The following is a 16,729-nucleotide window of genomic DNA, read 5'->3' as shown; positions in this document are numbered from 1 at the left end:
TCAGCCCTGTGGCCCGCGGTACCCCAGAGAGGCTTCGATACGTCCGGCGACACATTCCCGGTGCGCCGGGCCGCGCCCGGTCGAACCGGTGAGCCAGGGACGGCACTTGCTGCCGAGCAGCAGGCCGAAGCTCTCCGCCTCGCGCTCCTCGGCCTGGTCGGACCGGGACCGTGCGGCGACCTTCAGCACGGTCGCCTGCAGATCTGCCTCGTCGGTGAGCAGGCGTGCCGCGACGGCGGCGCCCTCGACGTGGTGGCTGCAATGCCCGGCCTTCATGTGCCACAGCTCATGGCCGAGGATGACCAGTTGGTGGTCGGGTGGGGTGCGCTCCTCGATGACGATCAGGTCCTGCTCCGCCATGTCGAGCCACAGGCCGCTCGCGGTGCCGGGCGGGAACGAGGCCATGCGGTAACGGACCGGCCTGCCGCGGTGCCTGCTCATTCCGTCGCACAGCGCACGGTAGAGATCGGCGGGGGCGGCCGGCGCCGGCAGGTCGATTCCGGCGACCAGTTCGGCGCACAGCCGGCGCATGTCCTTGCCTATGCTCACCGCTCTCCTCTCCCCGCGGGCACGCCTCGGGACACGTCCTGACTCGCAGCCTGTCCGGAAATCAGGGGTCCGTCGGCTTGACGCTCTCGAGGAGCAGGTCGAGCCACTCGGTGACCTTGTCCCGGTGCTTGTCGGTGGGCAGCTGCGCCGCCCGCCAGGCGATGCCCCGCACACCATGATCCTGCAACAGCCTTTCCAGCGGATCGCTTTCACCCACGAAGTCCTGAAGCAGACGCTGCTCGGTGCGATGCAGGGCGCCGACGAGGGCGTCACGGTCGCCGGCGGTCAGGAAGCCCGCGTGGACCTTGAAGAACCGCTGGATCGCGTCACAATGCTCCATGGTGGGCCGGCGGTCGCCGTTGATCAGCGCCCCGGCCTGCTGGCGCGACATGCCCGCGCCGTCGGCGATCTCCTGCTGCGTGTACCGGCGGCCGTTGGGCTTGAGCCGGGTCCTGCGCAGCAGGTCGAACCGCTGCAGGAAGCGTGCCTGGAGGTCCGTCTCGCCGACCGGGCGCCCGTCGAGCAGGGCGCTGACCACGTCCGCCGGCACTCCCGAGGCTTCGGAGAGCGTGTCGACGTCGAAGACCTCGTCGTGGCCGATTCCGAGCTTGTCCGCGAGGTCGGCCACCCGGGCGACCGATGCCGCCAGAGGGTCGTCCGCGGCCGGACCCGGAACCGAGAAGCCGTCCGTCACCAGTAGGTCTCCTAGATCACGCGAGGCAGCCCCGCACTCAAGGGGCTGCCGGGAGATTAACCGTTTCGAGTGAATGCAACCAGGTCATGCCACAGCTGTGGCGGAAATCGCGCGTTCAACGGCACTGAATGCCACGATAGTTGACATAGTCGCCTCGTCGGTAAGAGGATCGCCAGGCAGGCTGATGATCCAAAGGGGCTGCCACAGCGGGACTTGGCAGGTCTTCGAGAAGCTTCGGAAAGGCGGCGTTCTCGATGACGTACGAGGCGGGCGTCGAGCCCCCGGGAGGCCAGGGACGCCCCGGCCGCGCCAAGACCGCCCGCGGCAGCGCCCGTACGAAGCGAATCGGTGACGCCCTGGACATGGAGACCACGCAGCGCGGCCGGCTGCGCCGGATCGGCGGCGACCGCGACGGCTTTCGCGAGTCGGGCGCCCCGCTGCGCCCGTCCGGCCCGGTACCGCCCTCCGGGCCGGTCCGCAGGCCCGTGCCCGTACGCCCGTCCGGACCGCTCCACCCGCCCGTTGCCGTGCACCCCCCGGTGCCCTCGTCGCCCGCCCGGCCCCCGGAGCCGGCCGACCCGGCCACCCAGGCCTACCTGCGCGACTACGCGGCCCTGATGGACGCGGTGCCGCTGCCCTCTCTGCTGTTCGACCGGCGCTGGGACGTGGTCCACACGAACCCCGCCTTCGACGCCCTCTTCCGCAACATGGGCCCGCACCCCACGGCCATGCCCCATCAGAACTTCCTGCGTTTCGCGCTCTTCCACCCCGACGCGCCCACGGTGCTCGCCGAGCACGAGACCAGCTGGTGCCTGCCGCTGATGGCCCAGCTCGCCGGCGCCCTGGAGGGTGACGGCGAGGACGACTTCCTTTCGGCCATTCGGGACGACATCGCGCTGGACCCGATCATGGACGCGGCCTACCGGTGCGGACTGCCGCACTGGATGAGGGCGGTGGGCGCGGCGGCCATCCACCACGACGGAGTCGTGCGGCCGGTGAACCACCCCGACCCACGGTGGGGGCGCACCGACTGCCGGATCGTGGACGAGACCCCCGTCTCCCTGCAGGGCAAGGGGTACACCCGCCTCACGCTGGTGCTCCGCGAGAGCCGCTCGGCGGCACCGGGTGTGCCGCGCGGCAGGGCGCACCTGCGCGCGGTCTCCGGGGGCTGAGCGGTGCCCGGGCACTCCGCCCGGGCACGAGCCCTTGCTTCTCTCACGTGGCCTCAGCGCATCGCGGCCACGGCCCACTCCGCGACGATCGCCACGGCCACACCGATGCCCAGCACCAGCGTGGCCCAGCGGGTGCGGCCCGCGCGGCTGAGGACGAGCGCGCTGCCGGAGAGGATCAGCGCCATGCCGTAGAAGCCGAGGGTCAGTACGGAGTGCGTACTGCCGAGCCGCAGGACCAGGACGGCGCCGACGGCGATCATGATGCCCGCGGAGAGGGCTATGCGGACGTGGCGGGCCTGGCGTGGTGTGAGCCCCTGCCGTTCCGGGCTCGTATTGGCTTCTGACATGCCGGAAAGCCTATCGGCAGCGGCACGTGTGCCGTCCGCCGGATCACACAGCGCGTGTGCTGCCGGCCGTGGCGGGCCACGGCTTTACCGGGTACGGCAGTTCGGCCCATACGACACGACCCGTGCCGCGCTCGCAGTCGTACGTTCCCCACGCGGTGCTGACCGCTTCGACCAGCAGCAGGCCGCGGCCGCGTTCCTCCTCCAGCCCGTGGCAGACCCGGGGGCCGGTCCCGGTGGAGCCCTGGTCCTGCACGGTGACGCGCAACCGCCGCTCGACGTAATGCAGTTGGCAGGAGACCAGGTGTCCGCCGCTGTGCACCACCGCGTTGGTGACCAGTTCGGAGACGATCAGCAGGGCCGTGTCGCGGGTGTCGCCGTCGATGCCCCAGAGTGCGAGCCGTTCGCTCACCAGACGTCTTGCACGGGAGACGGATTCGACGCGTGCCGGCACCTCGAAGCCGCAGTGGGGAGTTGTGGTGTCCGGACTCGCGTCCAGGAAGGGCGTGGTGAGCGCGTCACGGTTCACATCATGAGTCTCCCGCTGCAACCGTCACGTTGGCAAGGGCCACTCTGGAAAATGCAGAGTGGGCATATTCATGGTTGGACCGCCGTGGCACACTGCTCGCAACACAGCACGTGGGGAGGTCTCGAAGTGAGTGAACCGCGGTCCGCCCCCACCGTGGGCCAGGTCGTTCTCGGCAAGCGACTGCAGGATCTGCGGGAGCGCGCCGGTCTCAAGCGCGAGGAGGCGGCGAAGATCCTCCGCGTCGCCGCGGGCACCATCCGCAGGATGGAGACCGCCGAGGTGGCGCTGAAGATTCCGTATGTGCAGCTGCTCCTCGGCGCGTACGGGATCGGCGACGAGGAGGCTCGCGGTTTTGTGGAGCTGGCCGAGGAAGCCAACAAACCGGGCTGGTGGCAGCGTTTCCACGACGTCCTGCCGGGCTGGTTCAGCATGTACGTCAGCCTGGAGGGCGCCGCGAGCCTCATCCGTGCGTATGAACCGCAGTTCGTGCCCGGACTGCTGCAGACGGAGGACTACGCACGGGCGATCATGCGCGGCGGTGCCATCGGGCAGACCGATCCGGAGGACATCGAGAGGCACGTGGCCCTGCGGATGGAGCGTCAGGCACTGCTCACGCGGCCCGACGCGCCCCGCCTGTGGGTGATCATGGACGAGACGGTGTTGCGCAGGCCCGTCGGCGGCCCCGGCGTGATGAAGGAGCAGATCGACAAGCTGCTCGACAGCGCCCGGCTGCCCCATGTGACGCTGCAGATCGCCGAGTTCGCGAGCGGCCATCACCCGGGCACCTACGGGCCCTTCGTCCTCTTCCGGTTCGCCATGCCCGAACTCCCCGACATGGTCTACAGCGAATACCTGACCGGTGCCGTCTATCTCGACGCGCGCCCCGAGGTCGCCACGCATCTGGAAGTCATGGACCGCATGGCGGCCCAGGCCGCGACGGCACACCGCACGAGGGAGATCCTGAATGGTCTCCGTAAGGAGCTGTGAATGACGCGTATATACAACGGCATGCCCGCCGCCGAGCTGGGCGAGGACGGCTGGCACAAACCCTGGAGCGGCGGAAACGGCGGCAACTGCGTCGAGACCATGAAGCTGGCCGACGGCCGGGTCGCGGTCCGCCAGTCCGCCGATCCCGACGGTCCCGCACTCATCTACACCACCAACGAGATCGCCGCCTTCATCCAGGGGGCGAAGTCCGGCAAGGCCGACTTCCTGGTCAGCTGACCTGCTGCCGCGGGGGCAGCAGCGTCACCAGGAAGCGCTTCGCGGGGGAGACGTTCCCGGCCGCGTCGACCGTGCGGTACTCGATGGTGTGGGTGCCGTAGTCGGGTGTGGCGTCGTCCCAGGGGACCACGCGGGGCGTGCCCAGCTTTCCGTACACGAGATCGTCGATCACGGTGCCGTGCGGAGTGAACCGGTACGGGGCGTCGGCGTCGGTGGGCCACCCGTAGTACGTCTGCCAGCCGTCGCCGTCGACCCTGAACTGCCGTACCACATAACCGTCCTGGTCGTCCCGGGCGGTCAGCCCCATCGTGAAGGGGCCGTCGTAGACGTACTCCACCGGCCTGCCGGGCCGGTGGACCGTCCGCAGCGGCTCGGACATCTTGTGGGCGGCCGTGGCCGGCGAGGCGTCCACGGCCCAGGTCAGTCGCTCGCCGGTGCCCGCGATGCGGGCCGTCAGCTGGTGGGCGCCCGGCCGCAGCCGCAGCGCGCCCAGGTCCAGGTCACGGTCGTTGCCGGGGTTGGCCACGGGACGTCCGTCGAGCGTCCAGCGCACCGCGAGCGGGCGGCCCACCGGGTGCGTGGTCTCCGCGTACACCACCGAGGTGGCGCCGACGGGCGTCCCGGTCGCGGTGTGGTCGGTGAACGCCGCCGCCACGTCGTCCGGCGCGGTGTCCACCGCGGTGTCCACGATCCAGGTCACCGTGCGCGTCAGCGCCGTCGACGCGCGCACCGCCGGGTCCCGTACGAACGGTGTGGGGTCCGTGACCGTCGCCGTGAGCGTATGCGTGCCCGGCGTGAGGCCGAGGCGGCGTAGGTCGACCGTGCGGGCGTCACCCACCCCGCGCAGCCGGTCACCGTCCAGCCGCCATACGACGTCGAGTTCGCCGCCGACCGGGTGCAGGGTGTCCACCCACACCGTCCGGTCGTCGCCGATCGGGGCGGTGGCGGGCGTGTGGCCCTGGACGAGGTTCACCTTGGCCGAGATCTTCTGCACCATCACCTCGCGCTCGACCTGGTCGAAGGCGTACCCGAGGGTCTTCATGATCGAGTGCTTGCTGGGCCGCCACACGCCCTTCGTGCTGTACATCCCGCCCTCGTGGCGCCCGATGACCCCGCCCGACTCGCTCTCCTCGCCGAGCCAGCGCCACCACTTCGCGCGCTGCTCCCGCATCTGCTCCTCGGTCAGCAGGGTGTGGTGCGCCGACGCCGGCTCGCCGCCGCTGTAGGTCCCGCCGGGCACGCCGCGCGCGTAGTAGTCGTACTCGTCCTGGAGCTTGCCGAGCGAGTGGCCGATCTCGTGCGGGGTGATGAGCGAGGACAGGGCGTTGCCGCCCGACGCGGTGGCGTAGGTGCCGCCCGCGCCGCCGTAGGTGTCGCTGTTGGCCAGGGCCACGATCTGCCGGTTGGCGGCCGACGAGCCCGGCACCAGATCGGCCAGCGCCGTCGCCGCGCCGCTGTCCACGGTGAGCAGCCGCTGCACGCTGTCCGGATTGCAGCCGCCCCAGAAGCCCATGCCGAGCGCGGTGTCCCGGCGCGGGGCGTCGAGGCCGGGGTCGCAGTCGACGCCGGACTCGGCGGACGCGGTCTCCACGGCCCACACGTTGATGTACGAACGGTAGGAGGCGAACGGCTCCGTCGACCACAGCACGTTGAGGTGGGTCTCGACGTGCGCGCGGAACTCCGGCAGCTCGGCGGCCGTGTAGCCGTCGCCCAACAGCACCAGATTGAAGCGCTTGTCGGCGGGGCCCGTCGTCTGCACCGGCACGACCTTCGCGGTGTCCGTCACCTCGCCCGGCACCACCGCGCCCGCCGCGGCCGCGGGGACGCCCGTACCGAACAACAATGCGGCGAGAACGGCGCCCGCGGTCGCGAACAGCGCCGCCCCGCGCACCCGTGTGACGGATGTGGTCATGGTGATGCAGCGTACGCGTGGGATCAACGGACGGTAAAGACGAGTGACTTGACGAAATCCTTTTCGGGCGGCGGGAGACGCAGCGGCCCGCTCCCCGGCGTGACGGAGCCGAGCACCCGGGCCGACCGCGCCCCCGTGCACGACGGCAGGCTCCCGGGCAGTCCGTGCGCGGTCAGGAATCCCAGTACGGCGAACGCGTACGCCTCCTTCGCCGCCGAAGGCAGTCCCAGCTCGTCGGAGGTGCACAGGGGGATACCCGCCAGTTCGGCGCGGAGCGTCGCCATCAGCGCCGGATTGCGGGTGCCGCCGCCCGAGGCGATCACCTCCGTCGCGCCCAGCGGGCGGATCGCGTCCGCGACCGTGCGCGCGGTGAGGAGGGTGAGCGTCGCGAGGACGTCCTCGGCCGCGAGCGCGCCGAACTCCGCCAGCGCGGCCCGCAGATAACCGGCGTGGAACAACTCCTTGCCGGTGGTCTTCGGCGCCGGCATCCGGTAGTACGGCTCGGCCAGCAGCCGCTCCAGCAGCGGGCGGTGGACCCGGCCCGCCGCCGCCAGCGTGCCGTCCGCGTCGTACGCCGCCCGCCCGCCGGTCAGTTCGGCGACGGCCGCGTCCAGGAGGGCGTTCGCCGGGCCCGTGTCGAAGGCGACCGGATCACCCGAGCCCGGAGCGGCGGTCACGTTGGCGATCCCGCCCAGATTGAGCGCGACCGGAACCCCCGGCCGCCCCCGCAGCCACAGCACGTCCACCAGGCTCACCAGGGGGGCGCCCTGCCCGCCGGCCGCGATGTCACGGGGCCGGAAGTCGGAGACGACCGGACGGCCCGTCGCCTCCGCGATCCAGGCGGGCTGACCCAGCTGCAGCGTGCCCAGGGCTCTGCCGCCGTCCACCCAGTGGTGCACGGTCTGGCCGTGCGAGGCGAACAACTCGGCGCGCCCGTCGCACAGTTCGCGGTCCGCCCGCTCGGCCACCGCCGCGAAGACCTGCCCGATGCGGGTGTCGAGGCGGCAGACGTCCCCGAGCGTCGTCGTCGCCGGAGGCAGCGCACCCGCCAGCGACGCCCGCAGGCCGGGGTCGTAGCCGCCGCTCACCATGCCGAGCGGTGTCACGGTCAGGGCGTCCCCGGCGAAGCCGATGTCGGCCGCGGCGGCGTCGACGGCGTCGTGGGACGTGCCCGACATCAGGCCGACGACCCTCACCGCAGCGGCCCGCGGTGGTCGTCGCCGCGCAGGCTCAGCAGCGCGACCACACTGACCGCACAGGTCGCGGCCGCGTAGTACGCGGGGATGTCCACGTTGCCCGTCCTCTTGATCAGTTCGGTGATGACGAGCCCCGCGCAGCCGGAGAACACGGCGTTGGACAGCGCGTACGCGAGACCGAGTCCCGTGTAGCGGACCCGGGTCGGGAACATCTCGGCGAGCATCGCGGGCCCCGGGCCCGCCAGCAGCCCGACCACCGCGCCCGCCGCGAACACCGCGAGACCCTTGAGCGGCGTCGCCGTGTCCGGGTCCTGCAGCAGGTTGATCAGCGGCAGCGCCAGCACCACGACGAGCACGGCGCCGGTCAGCATCACCGCCCTGCGCCCGACCCGGTCACTGAGCGCGCCCGCCGGGACGATGGAGACGGCGAACCCGAGGTTGGCGAGCACGGTCGCGACCAGCGCCTCCTGGAACGAGGCGTTCAGCGCGGACTGCAGGTACGCGGGCAGCACCACCAGGAACGTGTAACCGGCGGCGGCCCACCCCATGATCCGTCCCGCGCCCAGCAGGATCGCCCGCACCACCTCGGTGGCGGGCGGCGCCGCCACCGGCTCCGCGTCCACCCGCCGGAAACTCGGCGTCTCCTCCAGCCGCAGCCGCAGCCACAGGGCGACCGCCCCGAGCGGCAGCGTCAGCAGGAACGGAAGCCGCCAGCCCCAGTCGTTCAGCGCCCCCTCGGACAGCACCGTCGCCAGCAGCGCCGCGGCGCCGGCGCCGCCCAGCAGACCCAGCGCCACCGTGAACGACTGCCACGACCCGTACAGGCCGCGCCTGCCCGCGGGCGCGAACTCGGTCATCAGCGACACGGCGCCGCCGAACTCGCCGCCGGCGGACAGCCCTTGCAGGATGCGCAGCAGGGTCAGCAGCCACGGTGCGGCCGCCCCGGCCGTCGCGTACGTCGGCAGGAGTCCGATCGCCGTCGTCGCCAGTGTCATGAGCGTGATGACGAGGATCAGGGTCGGGCGGCGGCCGATCCGGTCGCCGATCGTGCCGAACAGCGCGGCGCCGACCGGCCGGAAGAAGAAGGCCAGCGCGAACGACGCGTAGGTCTTCACCAGGGCCTCGATGTCGCTGCCGCCCTCGGGGGTGAAGAAGTTCGCGGCGATGATCGTCGCGAAGTAGCCGTAGACACCGAACTCGTACCACTCGACGAAGTTGCCGACCGAACCGGCCACCAGCGCGCGGCGGGAACGGACGGGCGGGACGGCCTGCTCGGCGGAGGTTGTCATTCCCTTTCTCTGCCCGCCGGCGCACGCTCGAACGCGTCGCCGCCCCGACCCGATGCGGGGCAGCCGGGACGGCGTCGCGCCGGCCGGACCGGCTGCCGGGCGACCGCCGTCTCAGGCGGTGACCAGCGGGCGCGCCCGCCGTGCCTCGTTCAGGGCCGATGCCCACCACTCCAGCTGGTCCAGCAGCACCTTCGCCGCGCCGTTCGGGCCCGCGGGCTCCCGCAGCGTGCCGTCGGGGGCGAAGAGCTCGTAGTAGCGCGGGAAGCTGACGTAGTCGCGGACCGTGTGCGCGTGCAGCTCGTTGAACACCTGCCGCAGCTGCTCGATGGCCAGCAGCCCGCCGCTCGCGCCGCTGTAGCCGACGAAGCCGATGGCCTTGGCCTGCCACTCGGTGTAGTGCCAGTCGACGGCCGCCTTCAGCGAGGCGGGGAAGCTGCGGTTGTAGTCCGGCGTCACGACGACGACCGCGTCGGCCGCGTCGAGCCGCCGCGTCAGCTCCGCCATGCCGGCCGGGCGTTCCATCGCCGGCTGCACGGCGGGCGGCACGGGCGGCAGCTCCAGCGGCAGCGTGGTGTCCGCCAGGTCCACGACGTCGACGGTGAACCGGCCGTGCTGCTCGGCCTGTTCGGCGAACCACTTGGCGACCACCGGGCCGAAGCGGCCCTTCCGGACACTGCCGATGAGCACGGCGAGACGCAGGGTGTTCTCGGACATGGTGATGCTCCTCAGGGGATCGGATTGGGCGCCCGAAGCGGCGCGGACACCACGCTGCCGGGTCGGCGGGGGAGCAGGAAGGCCGGGCCGAGACTGGTAGTGACAGGGCCACGATCCGCGCAGGCCCGGCTGTTACGTTCGAGGAGTGAGCGACAACGAGCTGGGACTGTTCCTGCGCAACCGCCGCGAGGCCCTCGCACCGGCCGACGCCGGTCTGCCGGCGGGCCCGCGCCGCCGTACGCCGGGCCTGCGCCGCTCCGAGCTGGCGACCCTCGCCGGGGTCAGCGTCGAGTACGTGACCCGCCTGGAGCAGGGGCGCGACCGCAGGCCGTCCCCTGCGGTGCTGTCCGCCCTGGCCGACGCACTGCGCCTGGCCCCCGCCGAGCGGGTCCATCTGCACCGGCTCTCCAAGGGCGCGGACGGGAGCTTCAGCTGCCTGGGCGGCGCCCTGCCGGGCCGGGAGGTGCGCCCACCGGTCCGCGCGCTGCTCGACCGCCTCGAACCGGCCCCGGCCGTCGTGCTCAACCGCCTGAGCGAAGCGCTCGCCTGGACCGAGGGCTACGAGCGGCTCGTCCGACCGCTCGGCCTGTTGGACGGCGATCCGCCGAACCTGGCGCAGTGGGTGTTCACCGACCCGCGGGCGAAGGAGGCGTACCCGGACTGGGACCGGGTGGCCGACGAGCAGGTGGCGGCGCTGAAGCAGGGGCCGTTCCGGGCGGACCCCCATGTGGCGGCGCTGGTGGACGAGTTGACGGTGACGGCCGGGGCGGTGTTCGCGGACCGGCTCGGTACGGTGTCGGGTCTGCCGCGCGCGAACGGCATCACGCGCCTGACGCATCCCGGGGCGGGGACGCTGCGGCTGTCCTACGAGACGCTGGAACTACCCGCGGACGACGACCAGCGCCTGCTGATCCACCTCCCGGCGGACGCCCCCACGGCGCGCGCCCTCGACACCCTGACAGGCCGCCACCCGGGCGCCCTCCGGATCCTCCCCACGGGAGCGTAAGGCGGGGACGCTGGGCACTGGGCTCGTGCGGGTGGCGCACGCGCCGGGGTGAGCGCTCGGCCACTGCGGGCGGCGCACTCGGTCGGGCCGCGCCGAAGCCGCCGGCTCGAGGCACGGACATCGATGCGGCACGGGCCCGTAAAGGCACCGCCCTTACGGGCGGCGCAGATACGCGAGGCCCGCGTGTGTCGCGCGGTAGGCGTCGGCGAGGCGGCGGGCGGCGGGCACCGAGTCGACGAGCGGGTGCAGGGCGAACGCCGTGACCGCGTGTGACAGCGATCCGCTGCCGGCTGCCGCCAGCACCTCGCGTTCGACCGCCTTCACGGCGGTCACCAGACCGGTCGCGTGGTGGGGCAGCGGGTCGACGGCGACCGGATGCGCCCCGTTCGCGTCCACGAAGCAGGGCACCTCGATGACGGCGTCCGCGTCGAGGACGGAGAGCGTGCCCCGGTTGCGGACGTTGAGGATCAGCGTGGTCCGCTCGTCGCGTGCGACGGCCCGCATCAGCGCGAGGGCCACCTGCTCGTAGCCGCCGGGCTCCGCATCCCGCTCGCCCGCCCCGGCGGCCTCCCGGTTGGCTGCCATGTACGTGGCCTCGCGCTCGGCCAGGGTGCGCCGCCAGGCGGCCAGCGCCGGCGTGCCGGGCCGCTTCATCTCCTCGTAGAAACCGGCCTGTTGGGCCAGCAGGAACGCGCCTCGTGTCTGTTGCGCCTCCTGGTGGGCCCGTACGGTCTCCCGGTTGAAGTAGTAGTAGTGCAGGTACTCGTTCGGGATCGCGCCGAGCGAGCGGAGCCAGTCGGGGCCGAAGAGCCTGCCCTCCTCGAAGGAGCCGAGGGCCTCGCTGTCGGCGAGCAGGTCCGGCAGCCGGTCGCGTCCGCCGACGCGGAGCCCGCGCAGCCAGCCGAGGTGGTTGAGCCCGACGTAGTCGGTCCACGCGGTCGCGGGATCGGCGCCGAGGGCCTTCGCGACCCGGCGGCCGAGCCCGACGGGCGAGTCGCAGATGCCGATGACCCGGTCGCCGAGGACCCGGCTCATCGCCTCGGTGACCAGACCGGCCGGATTGGTGAAGTTGATGACCCAGGCGTCCGGGGCCAGTTCCGCGATCCGCCGGGCGATCGCGGCCGCCACCGGTACCGTGCGCAGCCCGTACGCGATCCCGCCCGCCCCCACCGTCTCCTGCCCGAGCACCCCCTCGGCCAGCGCGATCCGCTCGTCGGCCGCGCGCCCTTCGAGCCCGCCGACGCGGATCGCGGAGAAGACGAAGTCCGCGCCGCGCACGGCCTCGTCGAGATCGCGGGTCACCGAGACGCGCGGGGCGTCCGGGTGCCCGGCGGCCTGCTCGGCGAGCACCCGCGCGACGGCGTCCAGCCGGTGGGCGTCCACATCGTGCAGCGTGACGGCGGTGACCCGGCCCTCGGCGCGATCGCCGAGGAGTGCCCCGTACACGAGAGGCACCCGGAATCCGCCGCCGCCGAGAATCGTGAGCTTCATGCCCGTACGGTACGTCGCGCGCCGACCACCGCAGCGAACCCCCCGCGGGCGCGCGCTACCTGACGGATCCCTGCCGGGGAACTGATGAAGTCCCGTGCCGCCCGTTCACCGGCCCGCCGGGCGCTGCTTACGGTCGTGCGCGTCCCCGGCCCCGTCACGAGGCCCCCATCAAGGAGCGCCCCATGCGCGTCTACCTCGACCGCAACTTCCTGCTGACGTACGCGGCGTCGTTCGTCTCGCTGTTCGGCTCGAAGCTGCTGATGATCTCCTACGTGGCCTTCGTCTACGGCGAGACCGGCAGCGCCACCCTGGCCTCCGCCGTGTTCGCCGCGGACTGGGTCGCCAATCTCTTCGTCGGGCTGTTCACCACGCACTACATCGACCGCGCGGACGCCAGGAGGCTGCTGCTGCGGCTCAACCTGGCGGCCGCCGCCGTCACGCTGCTGTTCCTGGCCTGTCTGTCGCCGGACCAGTTCCCCGTGGCCGTGGCGGTGATCTTCGTCCGCGCCCTGCTGAACAGCGCCGTGAACGCGGCCCGGGTCAAGGCGCTGGTGCAGTTCTTCGACAAGCGGCAGACCGACCTGTATTCCGCCGTGCTCAACTCCAGCCTCTTCATCGCGATAGCGGTCGCCGGCGCCGCCGGCACGGTCATCCTCCGGTTCGTCGGGATGGGCACGGTCGTGCTCGTCGACGTCGCGACCTTCCTGGTCTCCGCCGCGCTGTTCGCGCTGGTGCGCCCCAACAGGGCCCGGATCGAGGAGGCGCGCCGCGCGGCGGGCGACCTGCGGGAGGGCGTCGCGGCGCACGTCCGCTCGGCGGCCCGGATCATCGTGCGCACCCCGGTGGTCTCCACCGCCGTGTTCTACATCGTGCTGACGGTGACGGCCTTCCAGGCGACGTACCTGGTACTGATCACGGCCGTGCCCGACCTCTGGTTCTCGCTGGGCGAGCCGGGCACCGCGATGTTCTTCACCGCCGAGTCCCTGGCCGTCATCGCCGGCCTGTTCCTGTACCAGTACCTCAGCCGCCGGGAGCTGGTGCCCGAGACGCGCCAGCGGCGCCTGAACGCCGCCGTGACCGGCTTCGCCGTGTGCATGTACGCGGCGCTGCCCGCGGCGCGCTCCAGCCTCGCCCTGGCGCTGGCCGCGTTCGTCGCGATGGTCCTCGCGGTGGAGATGGTCTGGGCCCACCAGTACAAGCGGCTGATCGCCCACACACCCGAGGCGAAGGTCTCGGCCGTGGTGGGCCTGCTGTCGGCCCTGGGCTACAGCCTGATGGCCGTCTTCGGGTCCGTCTTCTCCTGGGTGATGGACACCCTCGGCGCGGAGTGGGCCGTCACCCTCGATCTCGTCCTCATCGCCCTGCTGGTCACCGGCTGGGAGGCACGCGCACACCGACTTGGGAGTCGTCATGCGAAAAGCATTCGTCCTGCTCGAACTCGTCAACCACGTGGCACTGGTGGCCAAGGCGGCGAAGGCCCGCGGTCTGACGGTCGTGGTCGTGGGGCAGAACCCGCTGCCGCGGCAGGGCCCGTTCGCCGTTCCTGACGGAGTCGTCGACGAGCTGATCCCCCTCGCCTCCTGGTCGGACGCGGACACCGTACGGGCCGTGCTCGACGACCTGTACGAGCGGTACGAGATCGCCGGCACCTACGCGGCGTTCGAGGCGGCCCTGCCGTACGACGCGGAGCTGCGCGCCCGCGCGGGCCTGCCCACCAGCGGCGCGGATGCCCTGCGCGCGGCGCTCGACAAGGGTGAGGCGCGCGACCGGCTGCGCGCCGACGGCCTGTCCCGGCTGCGCTCGACGACCCTGGCCGGCGCGTTGCTCTGGGACACCTGGGGCTTCGACGGCCCGGCGATCCTCAAGCCGGCGCACGGCACGGGCAGCGCCATGTGCTTCACGGTCGGCTCCCTGGAGGAACTGCGCGCGGCGGCCGCCGAGATCGAGCGCACACCGCTGGCGGCGGGGATGACCCGCGACTACGTCCTGAGCGGCGGGTTCGTGCTGGAGCAGAAGGCCCGGGGCGAGCTGCTGTCCGTCGAATCGCTCGTGCACGAGGGCGAGGTGAAGGTCGTCGGGCTGCTGGGCCGGTACCTGCTGGCCGACGACCCGGTGGTCGAGCAGGCCGCGGTCTTCCCGTACCAGCACCCGCGGTACGCCGAGATCGCCGAAGCGGCGGTGGCCTTCCACCGGTGCCTCGGCATCACGCACGGGCCCACGCACCTGGAGGTGATGGTCCCGGACGACGGCCCCGTGGAGCTGATCGACTTCAACCTGCGGGTGGCGGGCGCCGGGGCCGTCCTGCTCTTCGGGCTGGTCCTCGGGACGCCGTACGAGGAGCTCCTGACGGACCTCGGCTGCGGGACGGCCCCCGACCTCGACGCCCTGAGCCCGACCCGGGGATGGGCCGCGGAGTGCCTGACGCTGCCGCGACCCGGGACGACCGAACTGCGCGACCTCGCCGTCCCCGAGATCGCGCGCTTCGTGCGCCCCACGAAGGAACCGGGGCAGCGGCTCACCGGACGCTCGGACCAGCTGGACAGCGTCGTCATGTTCGTCGTGACGGCCGCGTCCCCGGAGGAGCTGCACGAGGCGCTGCTGGACGCCCGCCGGCGGACCGTCGTCAACGGCGAACCGCTCGGCGACAACCCCAACAACCGGCTCATCGCGCCCCAGCACCTGCGTACCCCGGCGGGCCTGGCGGTCTGAGTTCTAGCCGAGGTCGAAGGCGTTCGGCAGGCCCCACCGGAAACGGTCCCGGTCGTGCCGCTTGAGCGCCTCGAACTCGGAAGCCCGGAACAGCGGTGTCACTGTGCACCGGGCAGCGGCCGAACCGGTCCGCTCCAGCAGGGCGTTGACGGCCTGGCGCGCCGAGGCGTTGGCGCCCTCCATCGTCGCCAGGTCGATGTCGACGCTGACGTAGTCGCCGGCGAGGTAGAAGTTGGGGATCGCGGTGGCGGCCGTGGGGCGGAGGTGGAAGGTGCCGACGGGGTGGATGAGGAGTTCGTCCTCGTTGGTGGGGTTCGGGGTGCCGAGACCGTCGACGCCCGGGTCGAGGAACCAGGAGTGCAGGGCGCTGTCCTTGAGGACCGTCCGGCCCGTGTCGTTGAGCGCGGCCTTCAGTTGCGCCCACACCTCCTTGGCCACCTCGGCCCGGGTGCACTGCTTGGCGGTCCTGCCGTACAGGATCCCGGGCCGGTCCCACTCGGAGATGTCGACGGAGAGGCAGTCGACCACCGTTCCGTCGCCGTAGTCGGCGGGGAAGTCGCGGTCCGGCCAGTGACCCGCCTGCTGGATGGCCGTCAGGGCCCACGGCGAGTCGACGCAGTTGAGATGACCGTGCAGCAGGGGCGCCCGCTCGGTCAGGTAGAACTGGATGCCCGTCATCCAGTCGGTGTGCAGCCTGTCGCAGCGGGCGAGCTGCGGGTCGGCGGCGCGCAGGGCCGGGCCCCAGGTGCGCCGCGCGTGTTCGACGGGCATCGCGGAGACGTAGTGGTCGGCGGTCGCCGTACTGCGCGTCCCCTGCGGGTCCTCGACGACGGCGGCCGTGATCCTTCCGTCGCCGTACGCCATTTCCCGTACGGTCCAGCCGACTTCGAAGCGGACGCCGAGCGACGTCAGGTGCGCCACCCAGGGGTCGATCCACGCCTCGTTGGTGGGCGCGTCGAGGATGCGGTCGAGGGGGCCGTCGGCGCCGCGGCCGAGCGCGTTGAAGACGAACGCCTCCAGCAGTGTGGCGACCGTGCGGGTGCTCGCCTCCTCGGCCTTGGTGGCCACGATGTTGCGGGTGAGCCCGATCGCGAGTATGCGCTGGTAGTCGTAGCTCATCCGCTCCGCCCGGATGAAGTCCCACCAGGGCGTGCGCTCCCAGATCTCGTTGCGCCGCTCGTCGCAGCTGGTCAGGAAGACCAGCACGCGGCCTACGAAGGAGGCCGTCTCGTGGGCGGGGATGCCGAGCGCGGTGTCCACCATCGCCGTGAGCGCGCGGCGGATGTCGTCGAGCGTGAGCCGGGCGGGCCGGTGGCCCGGCCAGGGGAGCGGGATGCGCAGGTCCTCGCGGCCGGTGCGGGCGAAGGACATCTCGGGTGGTGCGACCAGGTTGTCCCACACCCCGTTCGCGTTGCCCGGGAAGGGGATGCGCCGCATGGTGTCGGGGAGGTTGTGGTAGATGCCGGGGATGAAGCGGAAGCCGTGCTCCGCGGGTAACGGTCTGCGCCCGCCCCGGGCACTGCCCGGCACGTCCATGCTGCGGGCCTTGCCGCCGAGCGCCCGGCGCTCGTAGACGGTGACCGCGAAGCCGCGTTCGGCGAGTTCGTGGGCTGCGGTCAGCCCCGCCACACCGCCGCCCAGCACGGCGACCGACCCGGGTGCCGGGGCCGCGGCCGCCGCGGTGCCGCCGACGGCCGAGGCGAGTGCCGCGGTGCCGCCGACCGCGGCCGCCCCTGCCATGAACGTACGCCGTGAGGTGCCTCGTGCGGTGCCGTGCGAGGTGCGCGAGCGGTCCATCCCATCCCCTTACCGACGGTAACTACCGGCGTCCGGCGCAGGAGCATACGGAGAACGCACGTGACCCGGAAGCCACGCGTGGGCCCATTCCCGCAATGGCTGG

The 16,729-nt window shown here is 72.3% G+C and carries 16 protein-coding genes; 6 read left to right on the top strand and 10 right to left on the bottom strand.

Annotation, left to right across the window (positions count from 1 at the left end):
- Both ACLB9X_RS27475 and ACLB9X_RS27470 read right to left on the bottom strand, forming a co-directional pair.
- A complete protein-coding gene (locus tag ACLB9X_RS27475; RefSeq protein WP_410363145.1) occupies positions 1-531 on the bottom strand; it encodes a toxin-antitoxin system, toxin component in 531 nt (176 codons plus the stop codon).
- A 79-nt stretch (positions 532-610) separates the two neighbouring features.
- A complete protein-coding gene (locus tag ACLB9X_RS27470) occupies positions 611-1,243 on the bottom strand; it encodes a helix-turn-helix domain-containing protein (protein WP_410363100.1) in 633 nt (210 codons plus the stop codon).
- A gap of 254 nt (positions 1,244-1,497) precedes the next feature.
- Here ACLB9X_RS27470 and ACLB9X_RS27465 point away from each other — a divergent pair, with 254 nt between their 5' ends.
- A complete protein-coding gene (locus ACLB9X_RS27465) occupies positions 1,498-2,415 on the top strand; it encodes a transcriptional regulator (protein ID WP_410363099.1) in 918 nt (305 codons plus the stop codon).
- Positions 2,416-2,468: 53 nt separating this feature from the next.
- Here the strand turns inward: ACLB9X_RS27465 and ACLB9X_RS27460 are convergent, their stop codons facing one another.
- Together ACLB9X_RS27460 and ACLB9X_RS27455 are read right to left on the bottom strand one after the other, a co-directional pair.
- Positions 2,469-2,762, bottom strand: a complete 294-nt coding sequence (locus ACLB9X_RS27460; RefSeq protein WP_410363098.1) for a hypothetical protein — start codon at positions 2,760-2,762, stop codon at positions 2,469-2,471.
- Between the two features lie 43 nt (positions 2,763-2,805).
- Positions 2,806-3,288, bottom strand: a complete 483-nt coding sequence (locus tag ACLB9X_RS27455; protein WP_410363097.1) for an ATP-binding protein — start codon at positions 3,286-3,288, stop codon at positions 2,806-2,808.
- A gap of 126 nt (positions 3,289-3,414) precedes the next feature.
- On the opposite strand from ACLB9X_RS27455, the gene ACLB9X_RS27450 reads away from it, so the two are divergent.
- Both ACLB9X_RS27450 and ACLB9X_RS27445 read left to right on the top strand, forming a co-directional pair.
- Positions 3,415-4,275, top strand: coding sequence for a helix-turn-helix domain-containing protein (locus ACLB9X_RS27450; protein WP_410363096.1), 861 nt, complete (start codon positions 3,415-3,417; stop codon positions 4,273-4,275).
- A complete protein-coding gene (locus tag ACLB9X_RS27445; RefSeq protein ID WP_410363095.1) occupies positions 4,276-4,512 on the top strand; it encodes a DUF397 domain-containing protein in 237 nt (78 codons plus the stop codon).
- Here the strand turns inward: ACLB9X_RS27445 and ACLB9X_RS27440 are convergent.
- The 4 genes from ACLB9X_RS27440 to ACLB9X_RS27425 form a co-directional block, all read right to left on the bottom strand.
- On the bottom strand, positions 4,505-6,424 hold the full coding sequence (locus ACLB9X_RS27440) for a M64 family metallopeptidase (protein ID WP_410363094.1): 1,920 nt from the start codon (positions 6,422-6,424) through the stop codon (positions 4,505-4,507). The genes ACLB9X_RS27445 and ACLB9X_RS27440 overlap by 8 nt on opposite strands.
- 23 nt (positions 6,425-6,447) lie before the next feature.
- Positions 6,448-7,620, bottom strand: coding sequence for an anhydro-N-acetylmuramic acid kinase (locus tag ACLB9X_RS27435; protein ID WP_410363093.1), 1,173 nt, complete (start codon positions 7,618-7,620; stop codon positions 6,448-6,450).
- A complete protein-coding gene (locus ACLB9X_RS27430) occupies positions 7,617-8,909 on the bottom strand; it encodes an MFS transporter (protein WP_410363092.1) in 1,293 nt (430 codons plus the stop codon). The genes ACLB9X_RS27435 and ACLB9X_RS27430 overlap by 4 nt, the downstream gene beginning before the upstream one ends.
- Before the next feature lie 111 nt (positions 8,910-9,020).
- The gene (locus ACLB9X_RS27425) at positions 9,021-9,623 is read right to left on the bottom strand and encodes an NADPH-dependent FMN reductase (RefSeq protein ID WP_410363091.1); all 603 of its coding nucleotides are present in this window, start codon (positions 9,621-9,623) and stop codon (positions 9,021-9,023) included.
- Between the two features lie 145 nt (positions 9,624-9,768).
- Here ACLB9X_RS27425 and ACLB9X_RS27420 point away from each other — a divergent pair, with 145 nt between their 5' ends.
- Positions 9,769-10,629: a helix-turn-helix transcriptional regulator gene (locus ACLB9X_RS27420; protein ID WP_410363090.1), complete on the top strand. Its 861-nt coding sequence runs from the start codon at positions 9,769-9,771 to the stop codon at positions 10,627-10,629.
- Positions 10,630-10,782: 153 nt separating this feature from the next.
- Here ACLB9X_RS27420 and ACLB9X_RS27415 read toward each other — a convergent pair whose 3' ends face one another.
- The gene (locus ACLB9X_RS27415; RefSeq protein ID WP_410363089.1) at positions 10,783-12,120 is read right to left on the bottom strand and encodes a 6-phospho-beta-glucosidase; all 1,338 of its coding nucleotides are present in this window, start codon (positions 12,118-12,120) and stop codon (positions 10,783-10,785) included.
- A gap of 182 nt (positions 12,121-12,302) precedes the next feature.
- Here ACLB9X_RS27415 and ACLB9X_RS27410 point away from each other — a divergent pair, with 182 nt between their 5' ends.
- Together ACLB9X_RS27410 and ACLB9X_RS27405 are read left to right on the top strand one after the other, a co-directional pair.
- The gene (locus ACLB9X_RS27410) at positions 12,303-13,667 is read left to right on the top strand and encodes an MFS transporter (RefSeq protein WP_410363088.1); all 1,365 of its coding nucleotides are present in this window, start codon (positions 12,303-12,305) and stop codon (positions 13,665-13,667) included.
- Entirely contained in the window at positions 13,570-14,829 is a 1,260-nt protein-coding gene (locus ACLB9X_RS27405) for an ATP-grasp domain-containing protein (RefSeq protein WP_410363144.1), read from the top strand. The genes ACLB9X_RS27410 and ACLB9X_RS27405 overlap by 98 nt, the downstream gene beginning before the upstream one ends.
- A gap of 3 nt (positions 14,830-14,832) precedes the next feature.
- Here the strand turns inward: ACLB9X_RS27405 and ACLB9X_RS27400 are convergent, their stop codons facing one another.
- Positions 14,833-16,626, bottom strand: a complete 1,794-nt coding sequence (locus ACLB9X_RS27400; protein WP_410363087.1) for an FAD-dependent oxidoreductase — start codon at positions 16,624-16,626, stop codon at positions 14,833-14,835.
- Positions 16,627-16,729: the final 103 nt, after the last annotated feature.

The sequence above is a fragment of the Streptomyces sp. 5K101 genome, from assembly GCF_046506645.1.
Classification (GTDB): domain Bacteria; phylum Actinomycetota; class Actinomycetes; order Streptomycetales; family Streptomycetaceae; genus Streptomyces.
The sequence above is the reverse complement of the archived record's forward strand: the minus strand, read 5'-3'. Positions and strand labels throughout refer to the sequence as shown.

What these genes read in the sequence shown, in the direction of transcription:
- ACLB9X_RS27475 (WP_410363145.1), bottom strand. Translation starts at nt 531, where the DNA reads ATGCGCCGGCTGTGCGCCGAACTGGTCGCCGGAATCGACCTGCCGGCG.
- ACLB9X_RS27465 (WP_410363099.1), top strand. Translation starts at nt 1,498, where the DNA reads ATGACGTACGAGGCGGGCGTCGAGCCCCCGGGAGGCCAGGGACGCCCC.
- ACLB9X_RS27460 (WP_410363098.1), bottom strand. Translation starts at nt 2,762, where the DNA reads ATGTCAGAAGCCAATACGAGCCCGGAACGGCAGGGGCTCACACCACGC.
- ACLB9X_RS27445 (WP_410363095.1), top strand. Translation starts at nt 4,276, where the DNA reads ATGACGCGTATATACAACGGCATGCCCGCCGCCGAGCTGGGCGAGGAC.
- ACLB9X_RS27440 (WP_410363094.1), bottom strand. Translation starts at nt 6,424, where the DNA reads ATGACCACATCCGTCACACGGGTGCGCGGGGCGGCGCTGTTCGCGACC.
- ACLB9X_RS27430 (WP_410363092.1), bottom strand. Translation starts at nt 8,909, where the DNA reads ATGACAACCTCCGCCGAGCAGGCCGTCCCGCCCGTCCGTTCCCGCCGC.
- ACLB9X_RS27425 (WP_410363091.1), bottom strand. Translation starts at nt 9,623, where the DNA reads ATGTCCGAGAACACCCTGCGTCTCGCCGTGCTCATCGGCAGTGTCCGG.
- ACLB9X_RS27415 (WP_410363089.1), bottom strand. Translation starts at nt 12,120, where the DNA reads ATGAAGCTCACGATTCTCGGCGGCGGCGGATTCCGGGTGCCTCTCGTG.
- ACLB9X_RS27410 (WP_410363088.1), top strand. Translation starts at nt 12,303, where the DNA reads ATGCGCGTCTACCTCGACCGCAACTTCCTGCTGACGTACGCGGCGTCG.
- ACLB9X_RS27400 (WP_410363087.1), bottom strand. Translation starts at nt 16,626, where the DNA reads ATGGACCGCTCGCGCACCTCGCACGGCACCGCACGAGGCACCTCACGG.